Source organism: Marivita geojedonensis (assembly GCF_002115805.1).
In the GTDB taxonomy this organism is placed as follows: domain Bacteria; phylum Pseudomonadota; class Alphaproteobacteria; order Rhodobacterales; family Rhodobacteraceae; genus Marivita; species Marivita geojedonensis.
Genome location: NZ_JFKC01000040.1, coordinates 1 through 15,064, shown reverse-complemented (window position 1 = coordinate 15,064; position 15,064 = coordinate 1). Strand labels below are relative to the sequence as shown.

General features: G+C 53.3%; 13 protein-coding genes. 8 read left to right on the top strand and 5 right to left on the bottom strand.

Annotated elements, in window-relative coordinates; genetic code table 11:
• Nucleotides 1–63: 63 nt before the first annotated feature.
• Nucleotides 64–624, bottom strand: coding sequence for a hypothetical protein (locus MGEO_RS20245; RefSeq protein WP_085641554.1), 561 nt, complete (start codon nucleotides 622–624; stop codon nucleotides 64–66).
• Nucleotides 625–1,203: 579 nt separating this feature from the next.
• Between MGEO_RS20245 and MGEO_RS20240 the strand changes: the two genes are divergently transcribed.
• From MGEO_RS20240 to MGEO_RS20205, 8 genes are all read left to right on the top strand, one after another.
• The gene (locus MGEO_RS20240; RefSeq protein ID WP_085641553.1) at nucleotides 1,204–2,691 is read left to right on the top strand and encodes a serine/threonine protein kinase; all 1,488 of its coding nucleotides are present in this window, start codon (nucleotides 1,204–1,206) and stop codon (nucleotides 2,689–2,691) included.
• A 22-nt stretch (nucleotides 2,692–2,713) separates the two neighbouring features.
• A complete protein-coding gene (locus MGEO_RS21805) occupies nucleotides 2,714–3,904 on the top strand; it encodes an FHA domain-containing protein (RefSeq protein WP_085641552.1) in 1,191 nt (396 codons plus the stop codon).
• The gene (locus tag MGEO_RS20230; protein WP_158091067.1) at nucleotides 3,891–4,772 is read left to right on the top strand and encodes a PP2C family protein-serine/threonine phosphatase; all 882 of its coding nucleotides are present in this window, start codon (nucleotides 3,891–3,893) and stop codon (nucleotides 4,770–4,772) included. Before MGEO_RS21805 ends, MGEO_RS20230 begins: the two co-directional genes overlap by 14 nt.
• Before the next feature lie 121 nt (nucleotides 4,773–4,893).
• Complete coding sequence (locus MGEO_RS20225) at nucleotides 4,894–6,957, top strand: dynamin family protein (RefSeq protein ID WP_085641550.1); 2,064 nt, start codon at nucleotides 4,894–4,896, stop codon at nucleotides 6,955–6,957.
• Nucleotides 6,958–6,969: 12 nt separating this feature from the next.
• Nucleotides 6,970–7,881, top strand: a complete 912-nt coding sequence (locus tag MGEO_RS20220) for a dynamin family protein (protein WP_085641549.1) — start codon at nucleotides 6,970–6,972, stop codon at nucleotides 7,879–7,881.
• Between the two features lie 219 nt (nucleotides 7,882–8,100).
• Nucleotides 8,101–8,361: a hypothetical protein gene (locus MGEO_RS20215; RefSeq protein WP_085641548.1), complete on the top strand. Its 261-nt coding sequence runs from the start codon at nucleotides 8,101–8,103 to the stop codon at nucleotides 8,359–8,361.
• A 155-nt stretch (nucleotides 8,362–8,516) separates the two neighbouring features.
• On the top strand, nucleotides 8,517–8,798 hold the full coding sequence (locus MGEO_RS20210; protein ID WP_085641547.1) for a hypothetical protein: 282 nt from the start codon (nucleotides 8,517–8,519) through the stop codon (nucleotides 8,796–8,798).
• 140 nt (nucleotides 8,799–8,938) lie between these two features.
• Entirely contained in the window at nucleotides 8,939–9,376 is a 438-nt protein-coding gene (locus tag MGEO_RS20205) for a hypothetical protein (RefSeq protein WP_085641546.1), read from the top strand.
• Between the two features lie 171 nt (nucleotides 9,377–9,547).
• Here MGEO_RS20205 and MGEO_RS20200 read toward each other — a convergent pair whose 3' ends face one another.
• The 4 genes from MGEO_RS20200 to MGEO_RS20185 all read right to left on the bottom strand — a co-directional run bounded on the left by MGEO_RS20200 (nucleotide 9,548) and on the right by MGEO_RS20185 (nucleotide 13,169).
• Nucleotides 9,548–10,630, bottom strand: a complete 1,083-nt coding sequence (locus MGEO_RS20200) for a site-2 protease family protein (RefSeq protein ID WP_085641545.1) — start codon at nucleotides 10,628–10,630, stop codon at nucleotides 9,548–9,550.
• A gap of 171 nt (nucleotides 10,631–10,801) precedes the next feature.
• A protein-coding gene (locus MGEO_RS20195) for an IS5 family transposase (RefSeq protein ID WP_106299248.1) occupies nucleotides 10,802–11,559 on the bottom strand; the annotation gives its coding sequence in 2 pieces (ribosomal slippage) (nucleotides 10,802–11,238 and nucleotides 11,238–11,559; 759 coding nt in all).
• A gap of 47 nt (nucleotides 11,560–11,606) precedes the next feature.
• Complete coding sequence (locus MGEO_RS20190; RefSeq protein WP_233140038.1) at nucleotides 11,607–11,795, bottom strand: hypothetical protein; 189 nt, start codon at nucleotides 11,793–11,795, stop codon at nucleotides 11,607–11,609.
• Nucleotides 11,796–12,224: 429 nt separating this feature from the next.
• Complete coding sequence (locus tag MGEO_RS20185) at nucleotides 12,225–13,169, bottom strand: EF-hand domain-containing protein (protein ID WP_085641543.1); 945 nt, start codon at nucleotides 13,167–13,169, stop codon at nucleotides 12,225–12,227.
• Nucleotides 13,170–15,064: the final 1,895 nt, after the last annotated feature.

The window sequence follows — 15,064 nt, the reverse complement described above, 5'->3', positions numbered from 1 at the left end:
CCCTAAGGCAGTTGAGAAACCGCCTGAAATCACTCTTCGCGACTATCTGCCATGATTGGTGATCTATCCTTTTGTCCCAAGCGCTCGACATATTTGGCCATGCAACTCACGGAGCTGATCGTCACGACCTGTCAGTACGCAATAAGGCTCTGATCGATTTCCGACACGCATCATGAGGGAGGCGGAACCTGCTTTATCAGACGACTTTTGAACATAGAGGCTCTTGATCTCTTCGAAAGGAACAGTGCGGTTGATGCGACGCGATCCGCTTGAATTCACCCTGCCGAATTGAGCCGTTCGACGGGATAGGTTGATAATCACCTGCCGATTAAAACCTCGTGTGCCATACGCGTAGAGCCCCAGGCCCACAGCGATGAGGCTGGCACCGGACCAAAGGGGATCAGCAACAAGACTGATGGTCAACGGCTGAAAGGAAAACCAAATCAACAACGTGCCACACATGAGCGCAAGGACGCCAACCAGGCAGAGTGCCAACTCCGTCACGATCAATAATACTTTATCGCCGGATTGCTCACTGGCGATGATGCGTCCCTCCCTGAACGTCATTTTGACCGTCGTATCAGACCGCCCGACCGGCGGTGGCGTCATTGCAAGCGCTGACATCGCAAGCCTCTTTGCTTCATTCGAGTGCCACAATTCTGGTGTCGAAAAATGGCGACAAGGTGAACAGTATTCGGCTTTTGCGCGGCGCGAACAGGTTGGCTTTGTAGGATGAAGATTGGTGAGCAAGTGCTTAGTCTAAAAAAGACCCAGTCATTCAAGAATCTCAGGAAAGCATTTGAGGCACTTGCGGAAATTTTCACTCGAAGATGATTCGGCAGAATGTGGCATCATCTTGTCGAAAGTGGCAACTTTGGGATTTTTGCAGCAATTTCTTACCTTTGGGCGGTTATCATGCCCTCCTTTTTGGTGCGTTCGCCTATCTTTTTACTTAGTTTGAGTGAAAGTCATTATTCCTTTTGATCATCATCACTTCTTCCTCAAGATATTAAGAAATTGGGAACGAAGGGTTTATGGTCAGTCGCTCAGCGGACATTTACATGTTTGGGGAAATCGAGATGCGCTCGGCGGCTCTCGATGTCTCTGCGCGTGTATCGTCCGGTATCGCATGTTGGAGGTTGCTCACCAACTATCTGAAGGACGTGATCATCTTGGCTTGTCACTCAGGCGAAGGTGCGTGTGATGCATAATATGCTTGCATTTGGAAACGACTATCCTGATCGGCCTCTCCACCTTGTGCGAGGTCAGACTTCGTTTTTTGGCACTCATGCCGTCGGTTATTCCCAGAGCGAGCAAGGGTTCGCAAAGAAATCACGCCCCGTCGAGAACAGCTCGGTTGATGTATCGCGAGTCCCTGCTTCTGAAAGAGCCGTGGGGTCAAAGGAGCTTCCGGCGGGTACGAACCTGCTCCGCGGTCAATACCGGTTGGAAGGAGTCCTGCAGGAAGGTGGGTTCGGGATAACGTATCGCGCTCAGGACAGCTTGCAGCGGCAAGTTGTCATCAAGGAATGCTATCCTGAAGCTCTCTGCGTGCGTGTTCAAGACGCGGTACGGCCCAGATCGGCCGCTTATGAGGAAAAGTTCGAAACCGTTGTCGGTAACTTCCTGAAAGAAGCACGTCGGTTGGCGAGATTGGAGCATTCCAACATCGTCAATGTGCACCAGGTATTCGAAGAGAACGGCACGGCCTACATGGCCATGGACTATGTCGAGGGCGTGGACCTGTTGACGTTGCTCGAAGACTGCCCGGAAAGACTTACGCCGGACACATTGGAAAAGGTGCTTACCGACACTCTTCATGCTTTGCGATATGTGCACGAGCTGGGGATCCTGCACCGAGACATCTCGCCCGACAACATCATGCTTGATCATCACGGGCGCGTCACATTGATCGATTTCGGGGCTGCCCGCGACAATTTCCTTCGTCAGGACCGGGCGCTGACTTCGTTGCTGGCCGTGAAAGACGGGTACTCACCCCACGAGTTCTATCTGACCGAGGCAGATCAGCAGGCATCCAGCGATCTGTACTCGCTGGCGGCCACTTTCTATCATCTCGTCAGCGGCGAAGCGCCGCCGGATAGTCAAAACCGGGTGGCGCTTATCGCGTCAGGTAAGCTCGATCCATATGTGCGATTGAGCGATCAAGAACTACCATTTGACCCGGCATTTTTGCAGGCCATCGATACATGCCTGTCGATCTCGCAGAAGGATCGTCTGCAGTCAGCGCAGGCTTGGCTGGATGTCCTGAATGGCTCCACTCTTCAAGCGTCACACGAATGCGTTCCAGACGTGGAGCTCGCGGAGTCACTTGTTGGTTCGATTGCGGCACTTGTCGAGGCGACCAACAAAGATGTTGCGGAAGCCGTAAAGACGCCAGGTCCGAAAAAGCCGACCAAGAATCAAAGTTCAGAAAGACTGGTTCTGCATCCGTCGCGCAAGAATACGCCTGCCAAGCAATTGGTCGATATATTCGGCAACCCGATCGACGATGTCGACGCGTGGATGCGCGAGCAGGAAGCTCTCTTGGCGGCGCGAGAGGCTGACCATGAAAACGAGTCGGAGATCGACACGGATTTATCGACAGTACGAAAAGAACATGCCGCACGAAGCAGTGCCGTATCGATGCTTCTTTCTTGGTTTTTTCGCCCTCACAGAATTCACACGTCGTGATCACACGCTGAAAGGAATGTGAATGCGCTTTATTCGAGACATCATCGAAAATCATCAACAGTTGTCGGCTGCGCAAAGGTCGGATGGCACGGGCAGGACCAACGATGGTGCGTCGCCTGCGGATAGGTTTGTGCTCTCCGGGATGGAGACGAACACTCTTGAGTTGTCCGAAGAGCTCTCGGATTTGTCAGTTGGTGATCAGTTCGACGGCCCGGAAGACTCCTGTGATCAGGACGCCGAACTGTTGGCCGAGGCCCAATCACTCGCGAGCGGTGCCGAATTCTCGAGGACACGCGTTTTCCGCACTGATCTACGTGAAGAGATGGAGTTGCCCACACAAGACCTCGATTTCGGCGACGACTTTGGATCAGCAGAAGCGGAAGAAGAACCGATACTGGGCGTGTCCGCGATCCCCGATTTGTCGATCCCCGGCGACAGTGCTTCGCCTTCAGAAACTCCAGAACAAAAAGACAAATCAGACAACTTGCTCGGGAGGGTCGTTCCGCCAGTTGAAAGGAATAGGACGAGAAACGGCGATGCGGAGGCCGTTGCGAACTCCGTTCCGCTTCCCTTGCGTGCGCGTTCGAAGTTTTTGTCGTCCGAGTCCCCGCCGGTAGCGCGGATACACGCGGTTTCTCCGCATGCTTCGGAAGAGTCCGATGTTGCTGATGAAAGCAACAGTCCAGCCCTCGAGGGCAACGGCCCAGATGCGCCAACCGATCGTTCAGGTCGGGACAGCGGTGCTCGGATGAAAACCCGCCTTCTGGGTTTCGCGATCGACCCCACATCAAGCGATCCCATTTCAGGGCTGAATCCCTCGCAACCAGATCAACACATGCGATTTCCTGTGGGTTGGATGGTTGTCGTCGATGGACCGGGCTGCGGTCATTCCTTCCAGCTGTCTCAAGGCGTCAATCAAATCGGTAGGGCTGACAGCCAGAACATCCGGCTCGATTTCGGAGATGACACGATTTCCCGCTTCAATCATGCCGCCATCGCCTACGATGCCGAGCAGAATACGTTCTATATTGGACACGGAGGAAAAGCGAATATCGTTCGCCGGAACAACCGACCGGTCTTGAGTACGGAAGAGATGTTGCCGGGCGACATCATTCGTGTTGGCGAAACGACGCTTCGATTCATGCCGTTCTGTGGAGAGGGTTTCTCCTGGGGTGACAAGCAGAACACGGGAAACTCTCGTGAACTACCGTGACGGCTTCCGCTTTGACACGGCGACCGTTTTGGACAAGGGGTGCCGACAGCAGCAGGAGGACGCCATTGCCTCCGAATTCTGCAGCGATTCAGGAATTGGTTTTGTCGTTCTCGCAGATGGCATGGGCGGACATACATCCGGAGAAATCGCGAGTGAAATCGTCGTGTCAGAGGTTTTTCACAAGATTAAAGCCAATTCTGATTTCGCTAATCTGATCGAAAACAGTGTGGGTGACGTTCTGGTGAATGCGGCAATGTTCGCAAATGCCAGCGTGAGTGAGTATATTCATTTTCGGCCAGAAACGCAGGGGATGGGAAGCACGCTGCTCTCGCCTGTCATCGTAAAGGGTAAACTGTTCTGGTTGTCCATCGGGGACTCCCCTCTCTATCTCTTTCGACGGGGCAGACTGTTCCTTCTGAATGAGATCCATAACCTTAAACACCAAATGGCCCGTTTGGTGGAGAAAGGCTTGATCCATGATGACGATACAGAAATGGAAAACGGAAACTGTCTGACCTCTGCGATCATCGGTCGAGACGTTGCCAAAGTCGATGTTTGCGACACGCCCGTTCAACTGATGGATCAGGACATTATCATCGCAGCGAGCGACGGTTTGCAGTTTCTAAATGACGATCAGATTTCGCAAATACTGCTCCAAAACCAAGCCAAAGAAGCAAGTGCAATCGGCCAGGAGCTTTTGACCGGCATCAAGGATTTGGATGACCCGTATCAAGACAATTTCGCGGTTTGTGTGATCAAGCTCGAATTGAACTCATGCGAACAGGATCGCGCGGATTGGCCCGGAGAAGACGTCACAATGTGTGAAAACCGGTGGAAACAACGCGAGTCAACCAGACCTGTTTTCTGAAGGGGTGCTTTGATCGAAATGGTCATTTCCTGTGAGCGAAATATGCGTGCTGATTTCTATGCGTCATCTGGGACATGCAAGATGGGGCACGCATGTTCCAATTCAGGTGGGATGAAATCCTATGAATGCTGAAACCAGCTTCGAGCCCAAGTTCGGGGTCACCGAAGAAACAGACGCCGATTTCCTCAAAACCGGTTTGGAGGGCTTTTTGGAGTTTTCCCAGCGGCTTACTTCTTTGGAGGCTGCCGTTGGTGTTCTTGCAACTGTGACGGGCGATAGAAACGCAAAATCGCTGGGCAGACTGAAAAAGACGGTGCGGGAGTTTGAGCCGTCGATTACTTTTCTGGGTCAAGTCAAGTCGGGCAAAACGTCATTGGTGAGTGCACTTGTCGGGCTGCCAGATCTCCTGCCGTCAGATGTGAATCCGTGGACTTCAGTCGTTACGTCATTGCATGTGAGGCCAGTGGAGGATTTGCCCGCGACTGCGGCGCGCTTCCAATTCATGTCCCAAGAGGACTGGGATCGCCTCATTCGCTCAGGCGGTAGGCTTGGAGAACTGGCGGAACGGGCGGGAGCTGCGACTGATCTGGAAAAAATCAGAACGCAAATTGAGGATCTTCAGAAAAAAACTCATCAAAGGCTTGGCGCAAAATTTGAAGTCCTTATGGGGCAGACGCACGAATACGATCATTTAAGCAAGGATCTGCTAGAACGATATATTTGCTCTGGTGACGTCCACCTTGGAAACGATCACGCGAAGTCTCACTCCGGACAGGGGCAGTACGCCGATATAACGCGGGCCGCAGACCTATTTTTGGCGTCTCCAGTCATTCCTTTCAGATTGTGTCTACGAGATACGCCAGGTGTCAACGACACGTTCTTGATGCGAGAGCAGGTGACAATCCGGGCAATTCGGGACAGCAAACTATGCGTCGTCGTGTTGTCTGCAAGCCAAGCCCTGTCCACCGTGGATCTGGGCTTGATCAAGCTGATTTCGAACATCAGTTCCCGAGAAGTTATTGTTTTTGTGAACAGAATTGACGAACTGAAGGATCCGAAAAACCAGATTCCCGAAATTGAAGCGAGTCTGCGCGAAACATTTGGCCGTCAGCATCAGTCTCATGAGACCGAGATCATATTCGGCAGCGCCCACTGGGCGAATAAGGTTCTCTCGCATCAATTGGATGATTTGGGAGATGATAGTTCGCGCGCGTTGTTACAATGGTCAGAGGTATCCATAACGCCGGGAGCCGAACGCCAATCCGCCAGTGAGATGGTTTGGCATCTTTCGGGTGTGCCCACTCTGTTCAAAGCGATCTCAGATCGCATCGTCAAGAATACAGGTGAACCTTTTGTTCAAAACATGGCTATGTCTGCCGTAAACATTGCTTCGGCGCAAAAGGCTTCAAATCAAGTCAGGATTTCTGGAACCGCTCAGGGCGCTCCCGTTGATCAAAATGATGTCGAGCGCGAATTCGAGCGGATCCTGCAGAACAATATGTCTGCACTGGAGTTTGAGATAGGAACAATCGTTTCCGCATTTTGTTTGCGTGCGGACAGAGCGCGGGATTCATTTGTTGATGCCTCCTCGCGCTCTTTTTTGACAGCAGTAAAGCGCAGCGGGTCTCATGCCATCTGGGATTTCAACCCGGAACGTCTGAGGGTCCAGTTGCGAACTGCATACAGAGTAATGGGTCAAAAAGTGCAGTCCGTGTCCAAGAAACGCTATGAGCGGGCAGTCGAAGAAATTGCCCAGCTGCTTTACAGAGCCTTCGGCAACGTTGTGGACGGCGTTCAAATCGGCGTGCCCATTCCTCCGGACATCCCTCCGCCCGCGGCTCTCGGTCAGACGATTGTTTTGGACTTCAACGACAGTTGGTGGTCGCTCTGGTGGCGGCGATTGCGTGGCGAGGCTTCCATCTCAGCGCGTTTCAATGAGTTGGTTGTGGCTGAGACGGAACATCTGATGCGGCAGCTGAAATTCGAGCAGACAGACCTCATAAAACAAAACGCACTACGGCCACTCAGAGACTTCTTCGATGGACAGAGAGGGATACTGTCAGAGCTGTTGACGAACACCGAGCAGTCATCGACAGCCGCAGACCTGTTTTTGACCGAGGCCGACTTGGAGGCTCAAAAATTGCTCGAGAAATCCTTTTCCACTCTTCAACCGCTTGCTGGATAACGGAGGGCGCCAATGACCGGAAATCAAAATACAGGAAGTCTGCTGTCCCGCAAACCGCGCGTCGCGCTGATGGGAGAGTTCAGCAGCGGAAAAAGCACGTTGTCGAACCTGCTTCTGGGCGAAGCGCCGCTCCCCATGAAGGTCACAGCCACGCGCCTCCCTCCGGTATGGATCACGTGGGGTGAACCAGCTTCTTATGCGGTCTCCAAGAATGGATCGGAAGTCACGGTCGATCTGAGGAATTTGAATGATATCTGTTTGGAAAACATTGAATTCATCAAACTGTATCGCCGCGCCGACATACTCCAGGTTTGCGATATCATAGATACGCCCGGCATCTCTGATCCCAATATGAAAGCGGTAGAGTGGGAGCCATCTCTGGCGCTGATTGACTGCGTCGTCTGGTGCACCCATGCGACCCAAGCGTGGCGCCAGTCTGAGGTTGCGATGTGGGATCAAGTCGCCGGATCCACAAACGGAAACAACATTCTTTTGGTGACTCAGTTTGACAAATTGAAGAGTGAATTTGAGCGCGCGCGCGTCCTCAACCGCATGAGGTCTGAGGCTGGCGGCATGTTCAAGGAGATTTTCGCGGTATCCCTTCTTCAGGCGATAGAAGCAGGAGATGACTTCGCCATTTGGAAACAAAGCGGAGCCGGTGAATTCATCGAATACCTGGTGTCTCTCCTTCTTCAAACGCCTCTGAACAAATCGCGTGGCATTGGAGCGATGCAGCAAACCACTTTGCAACCTTCACCAAGTGTCATCGTTGAACATGTCGCCGAGGTCGTCGACAGCGATCTTCCTTCCAGGACCCAAGACGTTTCAGATGCAGATCGTATCAGACCCAAGCGAGTGCGCATTAAAACGAGGATTACGCCTCGCACGCCGCGACCGCCCAAACACGCAGTTGGTGGAATTTAGGCGAATTGGGAAGGTCAGCTGACGTCGAAAACCTGAACTGTCTTATTGGGTTAGTGGCATGTCGGTCCGTTGGAGCGGCTCTGAACGAGTTTGATGCAGGCTCCAAATCCTTTCGAAAAACCAGAATCTAGCCAACGATTTCTCTGCCCCGCTGGACGCGACGCGGCTCAGGTGCTTGATAGGTCCAAGAAAACCAATCGAGCGACGGCGGAGGGGAAGATGGAAGACACACCTGTGCATTGGGGGGACGCGGAGTTCGAGGAGTTCGCGAGCCAGGAACTATCGGGTCTTGCAGAGCGTGCGAAAGAGCGCGGCATCTGCATCGATTGTCTGAGTGACCGATTGATTTTTGAAGTTGTCGTGGGTCTCGTCAAAAGCGGTGTTTCAGAACAGGAGATCTTTGATCTGGTCACAGAGGCTATCGAGGAAGCCGAGAACGATGACCAAGCTCCGGGCGGTACGCCCCCGCGGATCCATTGAGGGACGTGGATCTGAACGGGTTCCCGTCTTCGGCATCCGCTATTTTCCCGCAACGAGCAGACGGTTCTCGTCGGAGGGATTTGATCTGCATCAGTCCAATTTGATCCAGTATTTGCTATACTTTCGAAGGTGAGCAGCGGGGAGGAGCGGGACTCATGATCACTTTGGACGACATTGAAGACATGACATGTCTCACGCGCGCAGAGATCGACGCGATTGCCGAACATGAGAACCTGCCCGAGGTTAATGCGTCTGCGCTGGCCGACTACATGATGCACCTGCACAACGGCGCGCAGAAGGTTCAGCAGATGATCTGCGAAGACATCAGAGATGCACTGCACAAAGACAATCTCGGTCATGCGAAAGAACTCTACAGCGTCCTGCATGCGTTCATTGAGGCGCATCCCGAGGCGATCCGCGGATCGGGAAACGTGTGAGCTGTGCCCAGGAATTCAGCAGTTCGACAGTTCAGCTACGTTTGAAGTCATCAAGCTGCCGCTGACGCTTGTACCGGATCGTCAATCACGGAAGCTCAGACGCGCAGCCACACAAACATGTCAGCCTTAGCGAGGGAACCATGGCAAAGACGAAAACCAAACCTTCTCACGATGCGGATTTCTCCGAGATCCTGAAATCCATGCAGGCGACTCTGTCCGTTGCCCCCTTTGTCGCACCGCAGATCGAACAGTTCTGGGACACTCAGGATACCATCCTGAACGAGACACAACGCTTTGCGGCCCATTGGTTTGCGCGCCGGCATCAGGCTGTTCAGAGCAGCCTCAATACCGCGCGGGCGTTGACGACTGGAGAAGCCAGAGACCCACTGTCCGCTGTGACCCTGTTGATGGATTGGCAGAAGCAATCAACCGAACGCATGATAGACGATGCGCAAGATTGGTTTGAGACGTTTTCTCGATGCGCTGAGCACGCGGTCAAAACTGAGACGGCGACCTTGGAGGAAACGGCTGACCTCGCACAGAAGGCCACAAAGTCCGCGAAATCCGAACCCGTCTGAGTGTGAAGCACTGGCGTTTTCGTTGCCGTCTATGGTGATATCACACCATTGGGCGGGAGCGAGAGTGCCAGTGTATGCGGTCGCCTGCACAGGCGTCCCATACCGTTGGGTCTTGCGATGGCGCGATTTTCCAGCAGGGTCGGAAGTTGGCACTGGTCAGCCTGAGATGTCTCAGGATCGCGGAACGTTGCGAAGGACGGCCCATTCGCCAATGTTTTCGCGTGTGATGTATCCAATGAAATTGCCGGTCCGGTCTGTCACTGCAACCGCGGGCATGCCGGGCTGTCCAAGATCATCGAGGGCCTTTTCCAGAGGATCCGTCAGTCTGATCGACGGAACAGATGTGAGCATGACATCTGCAATAGTCGCGGGTTGTGATGCTGTTTGATGAAGCAGGATGATGTCTGCCTTTGTCAGGAAGCCCGCCAAAGAGCCGTCTGTGTTCACCACCGGAAACTCGGATTGTGTTGTTCTCAGCAGTGCCATCTCTGCCGTTCTGAGCGGGTCGGTTGGCGTTAACGTTTCAAATGACGTGATCATGGCATCGCGCGCTCTGACACCTTTGACCAGATCGTGAAGTTCAACATCGGAACTCTCGGCCATTGCGGCCATGAATACGAAAATTGCGATAAGGATCAAAATCGGATTGCCGCCCACAAGCCCAAGGTATCCGAACAGAAAGGCGATGATCTGTCCGGCGCGTGCGGCAAGTCTGGTGGCGCGGACCCGCCCCATCGAACTGGCCAAGACCGCGCGGAACACCCGGCCTCCATCCATAGGAAAGGCTGGAATGAGATTAAAAACGACAAGGAACAGGTTTATCGCTGCCAACCGCTCAAAAAAACTTTGATCTGTCGCATTCAGGGATACGAGTGTCGACGGATCACCTTGCACGCCAAAGAGCAGCACAAGGGCCAACCAGATCAGAACATTCACCGCTGGGCCGGCGAGCGCGACTGCAATTTCCTGACGTGGGTTTTCAGGAATCCGCTCCATGCGGGCCATGCCGCCGATTGGGAGCAGCGTGATATCGGGCGTTCGGATCCCGAAACGTCGGGCCATGAGGGCATGACCCAGCTCATGTGCCACGACGCATGCAAAAAGAGCGACCACAAACGCGAGGTTCGCAAGTGCGGGACCTGGACCCTCGGCAAGCCAGGTTGCTGTGCCGATCCAGGCAAGGAGCAGGAAGAAGGTCGCATGAACCCGGAGTTCAGAGCCGAAAACGCGACCCAGTGAAAATGACCATGACATGCAGGCAGAGTAGGAGGTTCGGTCTTAGAAAGAAATACTTCTCACCTCCTCAAAGTGTCTCTTGTGCATAATGACGCTGACGCCAGCGCGTGCTCGGCGTTGTCCCGTTTTCAGCACGGTGAATGCTTTTCGAATATGAGTGCGCGAAGACCGTTGCGCTAGGGTCAGGACTCATAGCCAGTAAATGACGAGTGCGGCGAGAGCGATGGCTGACAGGAAGACCTTCGGGCATCGGTCGTAGCGGGTTGCCACGCGTCTCCAATCCTTGAGCCTGCCGAACATGATCTCGATCCGATTGCGCCGTTTGTAGCGACGCTTGTCGTACTTCACCGGTTTCGTGCGCTGTTTCCGGCCAGGTATGCAGGCGCGTATCCCTTTTTCTTTCAACGCTTCTCGAAACCAATCGGCGTCATAGCCACGATCTCCGAGCAGCCAGTCCACTTTGGGCAATCTGCTCATCAATGCACGGGCACCGACATAATCGCTGACCTGTCCTGCGGTTACGAACAGGTTCAGCGGGCGTCCTAGGCTGTCGCAGATGGCGTGCAGTTTGGTGTTCATGCCGCCCTTGGTCCGGCCAATCAGCCGTCCACGCCCCCCTTTTTGACGCCCAAACTGGTCGCTGTGCGGTGTGCCTTTAGGTATGTGGCGTCGATCATAACAGTCTTCTTTTCTCCGTGATCTGCGGCCAAACCTGTCATCATTCGAGCGAAGATACCCTTGTCGCTCCACCGCTTCCAACGGTTGTACAGCGTCTTGTGCGGACCATAATCCGCAGGCGCGTCGCGCCACCGTAACCCATTACGATTAATGAAGATAATCCCACTCAATACACGCCGATCATCGACGCGGGGTTTGCTGTGTGACTTGGGGAAGAAGGGCTCAAGACGCGCCATCTGCGCGTCTGTTAGCCAGAAAAGATCAGACATGTTCACCGCTCGGTTTTTGAGCCGTGAATCATCCCGCCAACCAAAAATCAATGGGTCCTGACCCTAGTCATTGCCTCGGACAGTTCGTATTCAAAGGATGCTTCGACCGACGCATAGGCGTCCCTGTATTCCTCATCCGGATCGTCTGAGCCGACGATTGTTTCAATGCCGATTTCCATCTCAAGCTCAGAGCTGAATCTCAAATCGTCATTTGCCCGCACTTGGCTCGTGCCCATCAGCACCATAATGCCAGCAGTCAATCCAGATATCGTGCAATTCACTTTAGGAGGCTCCTCTCGCGAACAGTGTTTGCGTCAAGTCACTCTGTTAAAACAGGAAGCCTTGCCCTTTTCCACGATGAAGCGTGTCGGGACCGTGTTGATGGGTCACATTATGAGAAAAAAAGAACATTCTGAGCAAATGCTCAGCTGACGTCATCTCAAGCGTACTTCGCAAGTCTTCGTCCGATATGACTTCTTGGCTTCCGCATTGGTGAAAGGTCTCCACATTACACAATTTTTCTCTAGTCCGTACGCGAAAGGCGTGGGTCAACTCAGAACAAGGAAGGTGCAGTGCTCGGTAGATAGTGAAGCATGCACGTTCAGACGCGCATGCTTCGTCATCACTTCTGGCTCGATCACCTGCCAGCATCAGCGATGATTTGATCAGCCTTTCCCGTTGCCGCGACCGTTATTGTTGCCTGCGTTGGAGTTTCCGCGATCTGAGTTGCCCTGGCCCGAGTTTCCACGATTGGCATTTCCTTGTCCGTTGTTGCCTTGACCCGAGTTTCCGCGGTCAGGTTTCCCCTGAGATCCATTTCCTGTCCCGGCGGAGTTCTTCGCAGTGTTGCCACGATCCGTAGTGCTCGCTCCGGCGTTTGCACCGCGATCAGATGTGTTCTTGCCGGTGTTCCCCGAAGGTTGATCGGTCTTGGAGACGCCTGATTGCGTCACCTGACTTCCAGAGCTTTGCGTGTTTGTCGTGGATGTAGAAGTTGTTTCTTGTGACCCTGACTCGTCGGGTTCACTGTTTTGGTCTCTATTGCGTCCGGGTGCCTGATTGCTGCGGCCGTTGTTCTTGGCGACATTTGAATTGCCGTCGGACTGTCCTGGCCGCTCTGTCGCTTCGGTCTTGTTCCGACCGCGGCCTCTTTCGCCAACCGGATCATCCGAGGCTCTCACCTCATTCAACGTGACATAGCCATCGCCATTGGCATCGAATTTTGCCAGCGCGCGCGGCGCGTTGCCGCCAAAATGATCGACCATCTCACCTTTGTCGATGACCCCGTCCCCGTTCGTATCCAGGTCACCGAATGTGACAACAGTGGACGCAGCTTGCTCGGTATCCCCATCTCCTTCGCCATCGTCTTCCGGCGTATCGGATCCATTGTCTTCGCTGGCGGCCCGCGCCTCGTTCAAAGTTACGGTTCCGCTTCCATCGATGTCGTATTCCTCAAAGGCAGCGATGCCAGGCTCGCCAAAAAACTGTTCAAACTCTTCTTGAGTGAGAACTCCGTCTTTGTTGGCATCGATTTCGCTGAAGGTCGCGGATGAGGCAACTGTTCCCGCAGCGGTAAAACCAGCAATAAGTATGAAGCGAGCGATCGACATGGTTTCCTCCGAAATTTCCCTCGCTGAACAATTTCAATGGATTGAGGCGATATTCAGATCGATCCCGTTGTTTTTCGAGGGATGCGTCGCCTGGCACCTGGCGTTACGCGATCAAGGAAGTCGAAGCCGGAATGATGACTGTACTGGAGATGTTATCTATCTGTTTTAGAACAGCTTTCCGGACGGAGAAACCCACAGATGGCGCTGTTACTCGCCACGGGTTTGCCGGTTGACACGTACTGGAAACGTCAATTCTATGGTCGAAACGGCGAAGATTTGTTCAATTTTCTGCAAGTGCTTCGCGGAGGTGTCTTATGACGACCTCCACAATGCCTCATTCCGAACTCTGCGACCTCTGTTCGTACAGGGCTCCTCGAAGACATCTGACTGTGTTGCAGGATGACGGGTTTGTCTTTGAATGCGGGCACTTCTTGCTTGATTTCATTGGCGAGGTCATCATGATTCATGGGCTGCAGCAGGATCCTCCATGGCGCATCTGTTCTGGCTCGACTGCGAGATACTTCACCATATCAAGCATATATTCCCTAAAGCACTTGGCTGCTCCGCTGAGAAACTGGTGTCGTACCGCGACCCGCTCTGACGGATGTGATTAACGGTCTCTATCGACAAACTGCGTCGCCGTAACCCTCATCTATTGGTCATGTGTCCTTGCCCTAGTGGATACCCTTCCTAGGGTTCATTGACTGGCAGTGAAGTCGCGACCGGGCTGCCACACTGTCCAGCTTGGACGTGCGCGGCAAACCACTCGTACCGAAGCGCAACGTTCCAAGTCGCGGCCAATAATGCGGCCATAGCGACTGGGGTTTGCCGACCCTCTGTCGTTGGCGTGGATCGACGTCGAAAACTGTCGCCTATGAGGGCTCTACTTTTCCTCCGGGCAAACTTGGCTCATGCCCGAGCAACTCCGCGTTGCGACGGTTTCGTCAGACGAACTCGTCGATGGGAATTCCAAAGTGGGCATATTGGGGAACGCGGCAGCCGATGAAATCAGCACCATCGAAGTGACAGCAGCAACTGCCATGGAACGCACAAAACACATTGTATGAAATGAACGCATTTTAACCCCCCGGTTTTCTGTAAATGCAGGCCGAGTGTACCACACCGCACATGAAGTGACCTAGGGTAAACCTGTGAGCGTTCTTGCGGGTTTATGTTAATTTGCGACACGCAGTACATGGATGCGGCGATAATCGCAGTAGACCGAGTCCGACTGTTATTTCGTACGCCAAGGATAATGAAAGCATGCGAGCACGGGTGCCTGTCGCGGTGCGCGGCCAAGATTGGAAGTGTATGGGGACCATCGTCTTGAGGTGCATGTGGGGCCGCGTTTCTTTGGCTGATGTGCCATCTGTCACTGGCTATGTGCCAGAAGACTATCTTTCGATACGGAGACGAGGGGCGCCACTATGACCGGCACGCAGGATCGAGATTTTCAATTGCCGTAATTTTGACAAGGTTTCGATGTAATCACACCATGTCTGTTCCAGTATTGCGATATGACAAATCGAGCGCCTACGAAGGGTTTATCTTACAATGACGCTCGCTCTTCCATTCTTGTACATCAGTCAGCTGGTTTTCGTGTTGAAGCGGTGGTTCTCTGCCACCAAGGAATTGAATGAGGAGGCTCGCGTTGTCCGAATGAAAAGTGCGATCGATTGGAAGAAGGAAAAACCGAGTTTGCGGAAGTAATCCAAGGTAGAGCGATAAGAAAATCTGCCGCCTGTCAAATTTTTTCAATAAAGACTTGTTCAAGGGTCGAAAGCGCATCCTAAAGCAGTGTGGTGTTTCACCCGAAGGCGTTGTCAGCATCGGATTATCTACGAGAAACAAAGTACAGTAAGGGAAAGCAGTTTAAGTCGGTCATCCATCTAGGG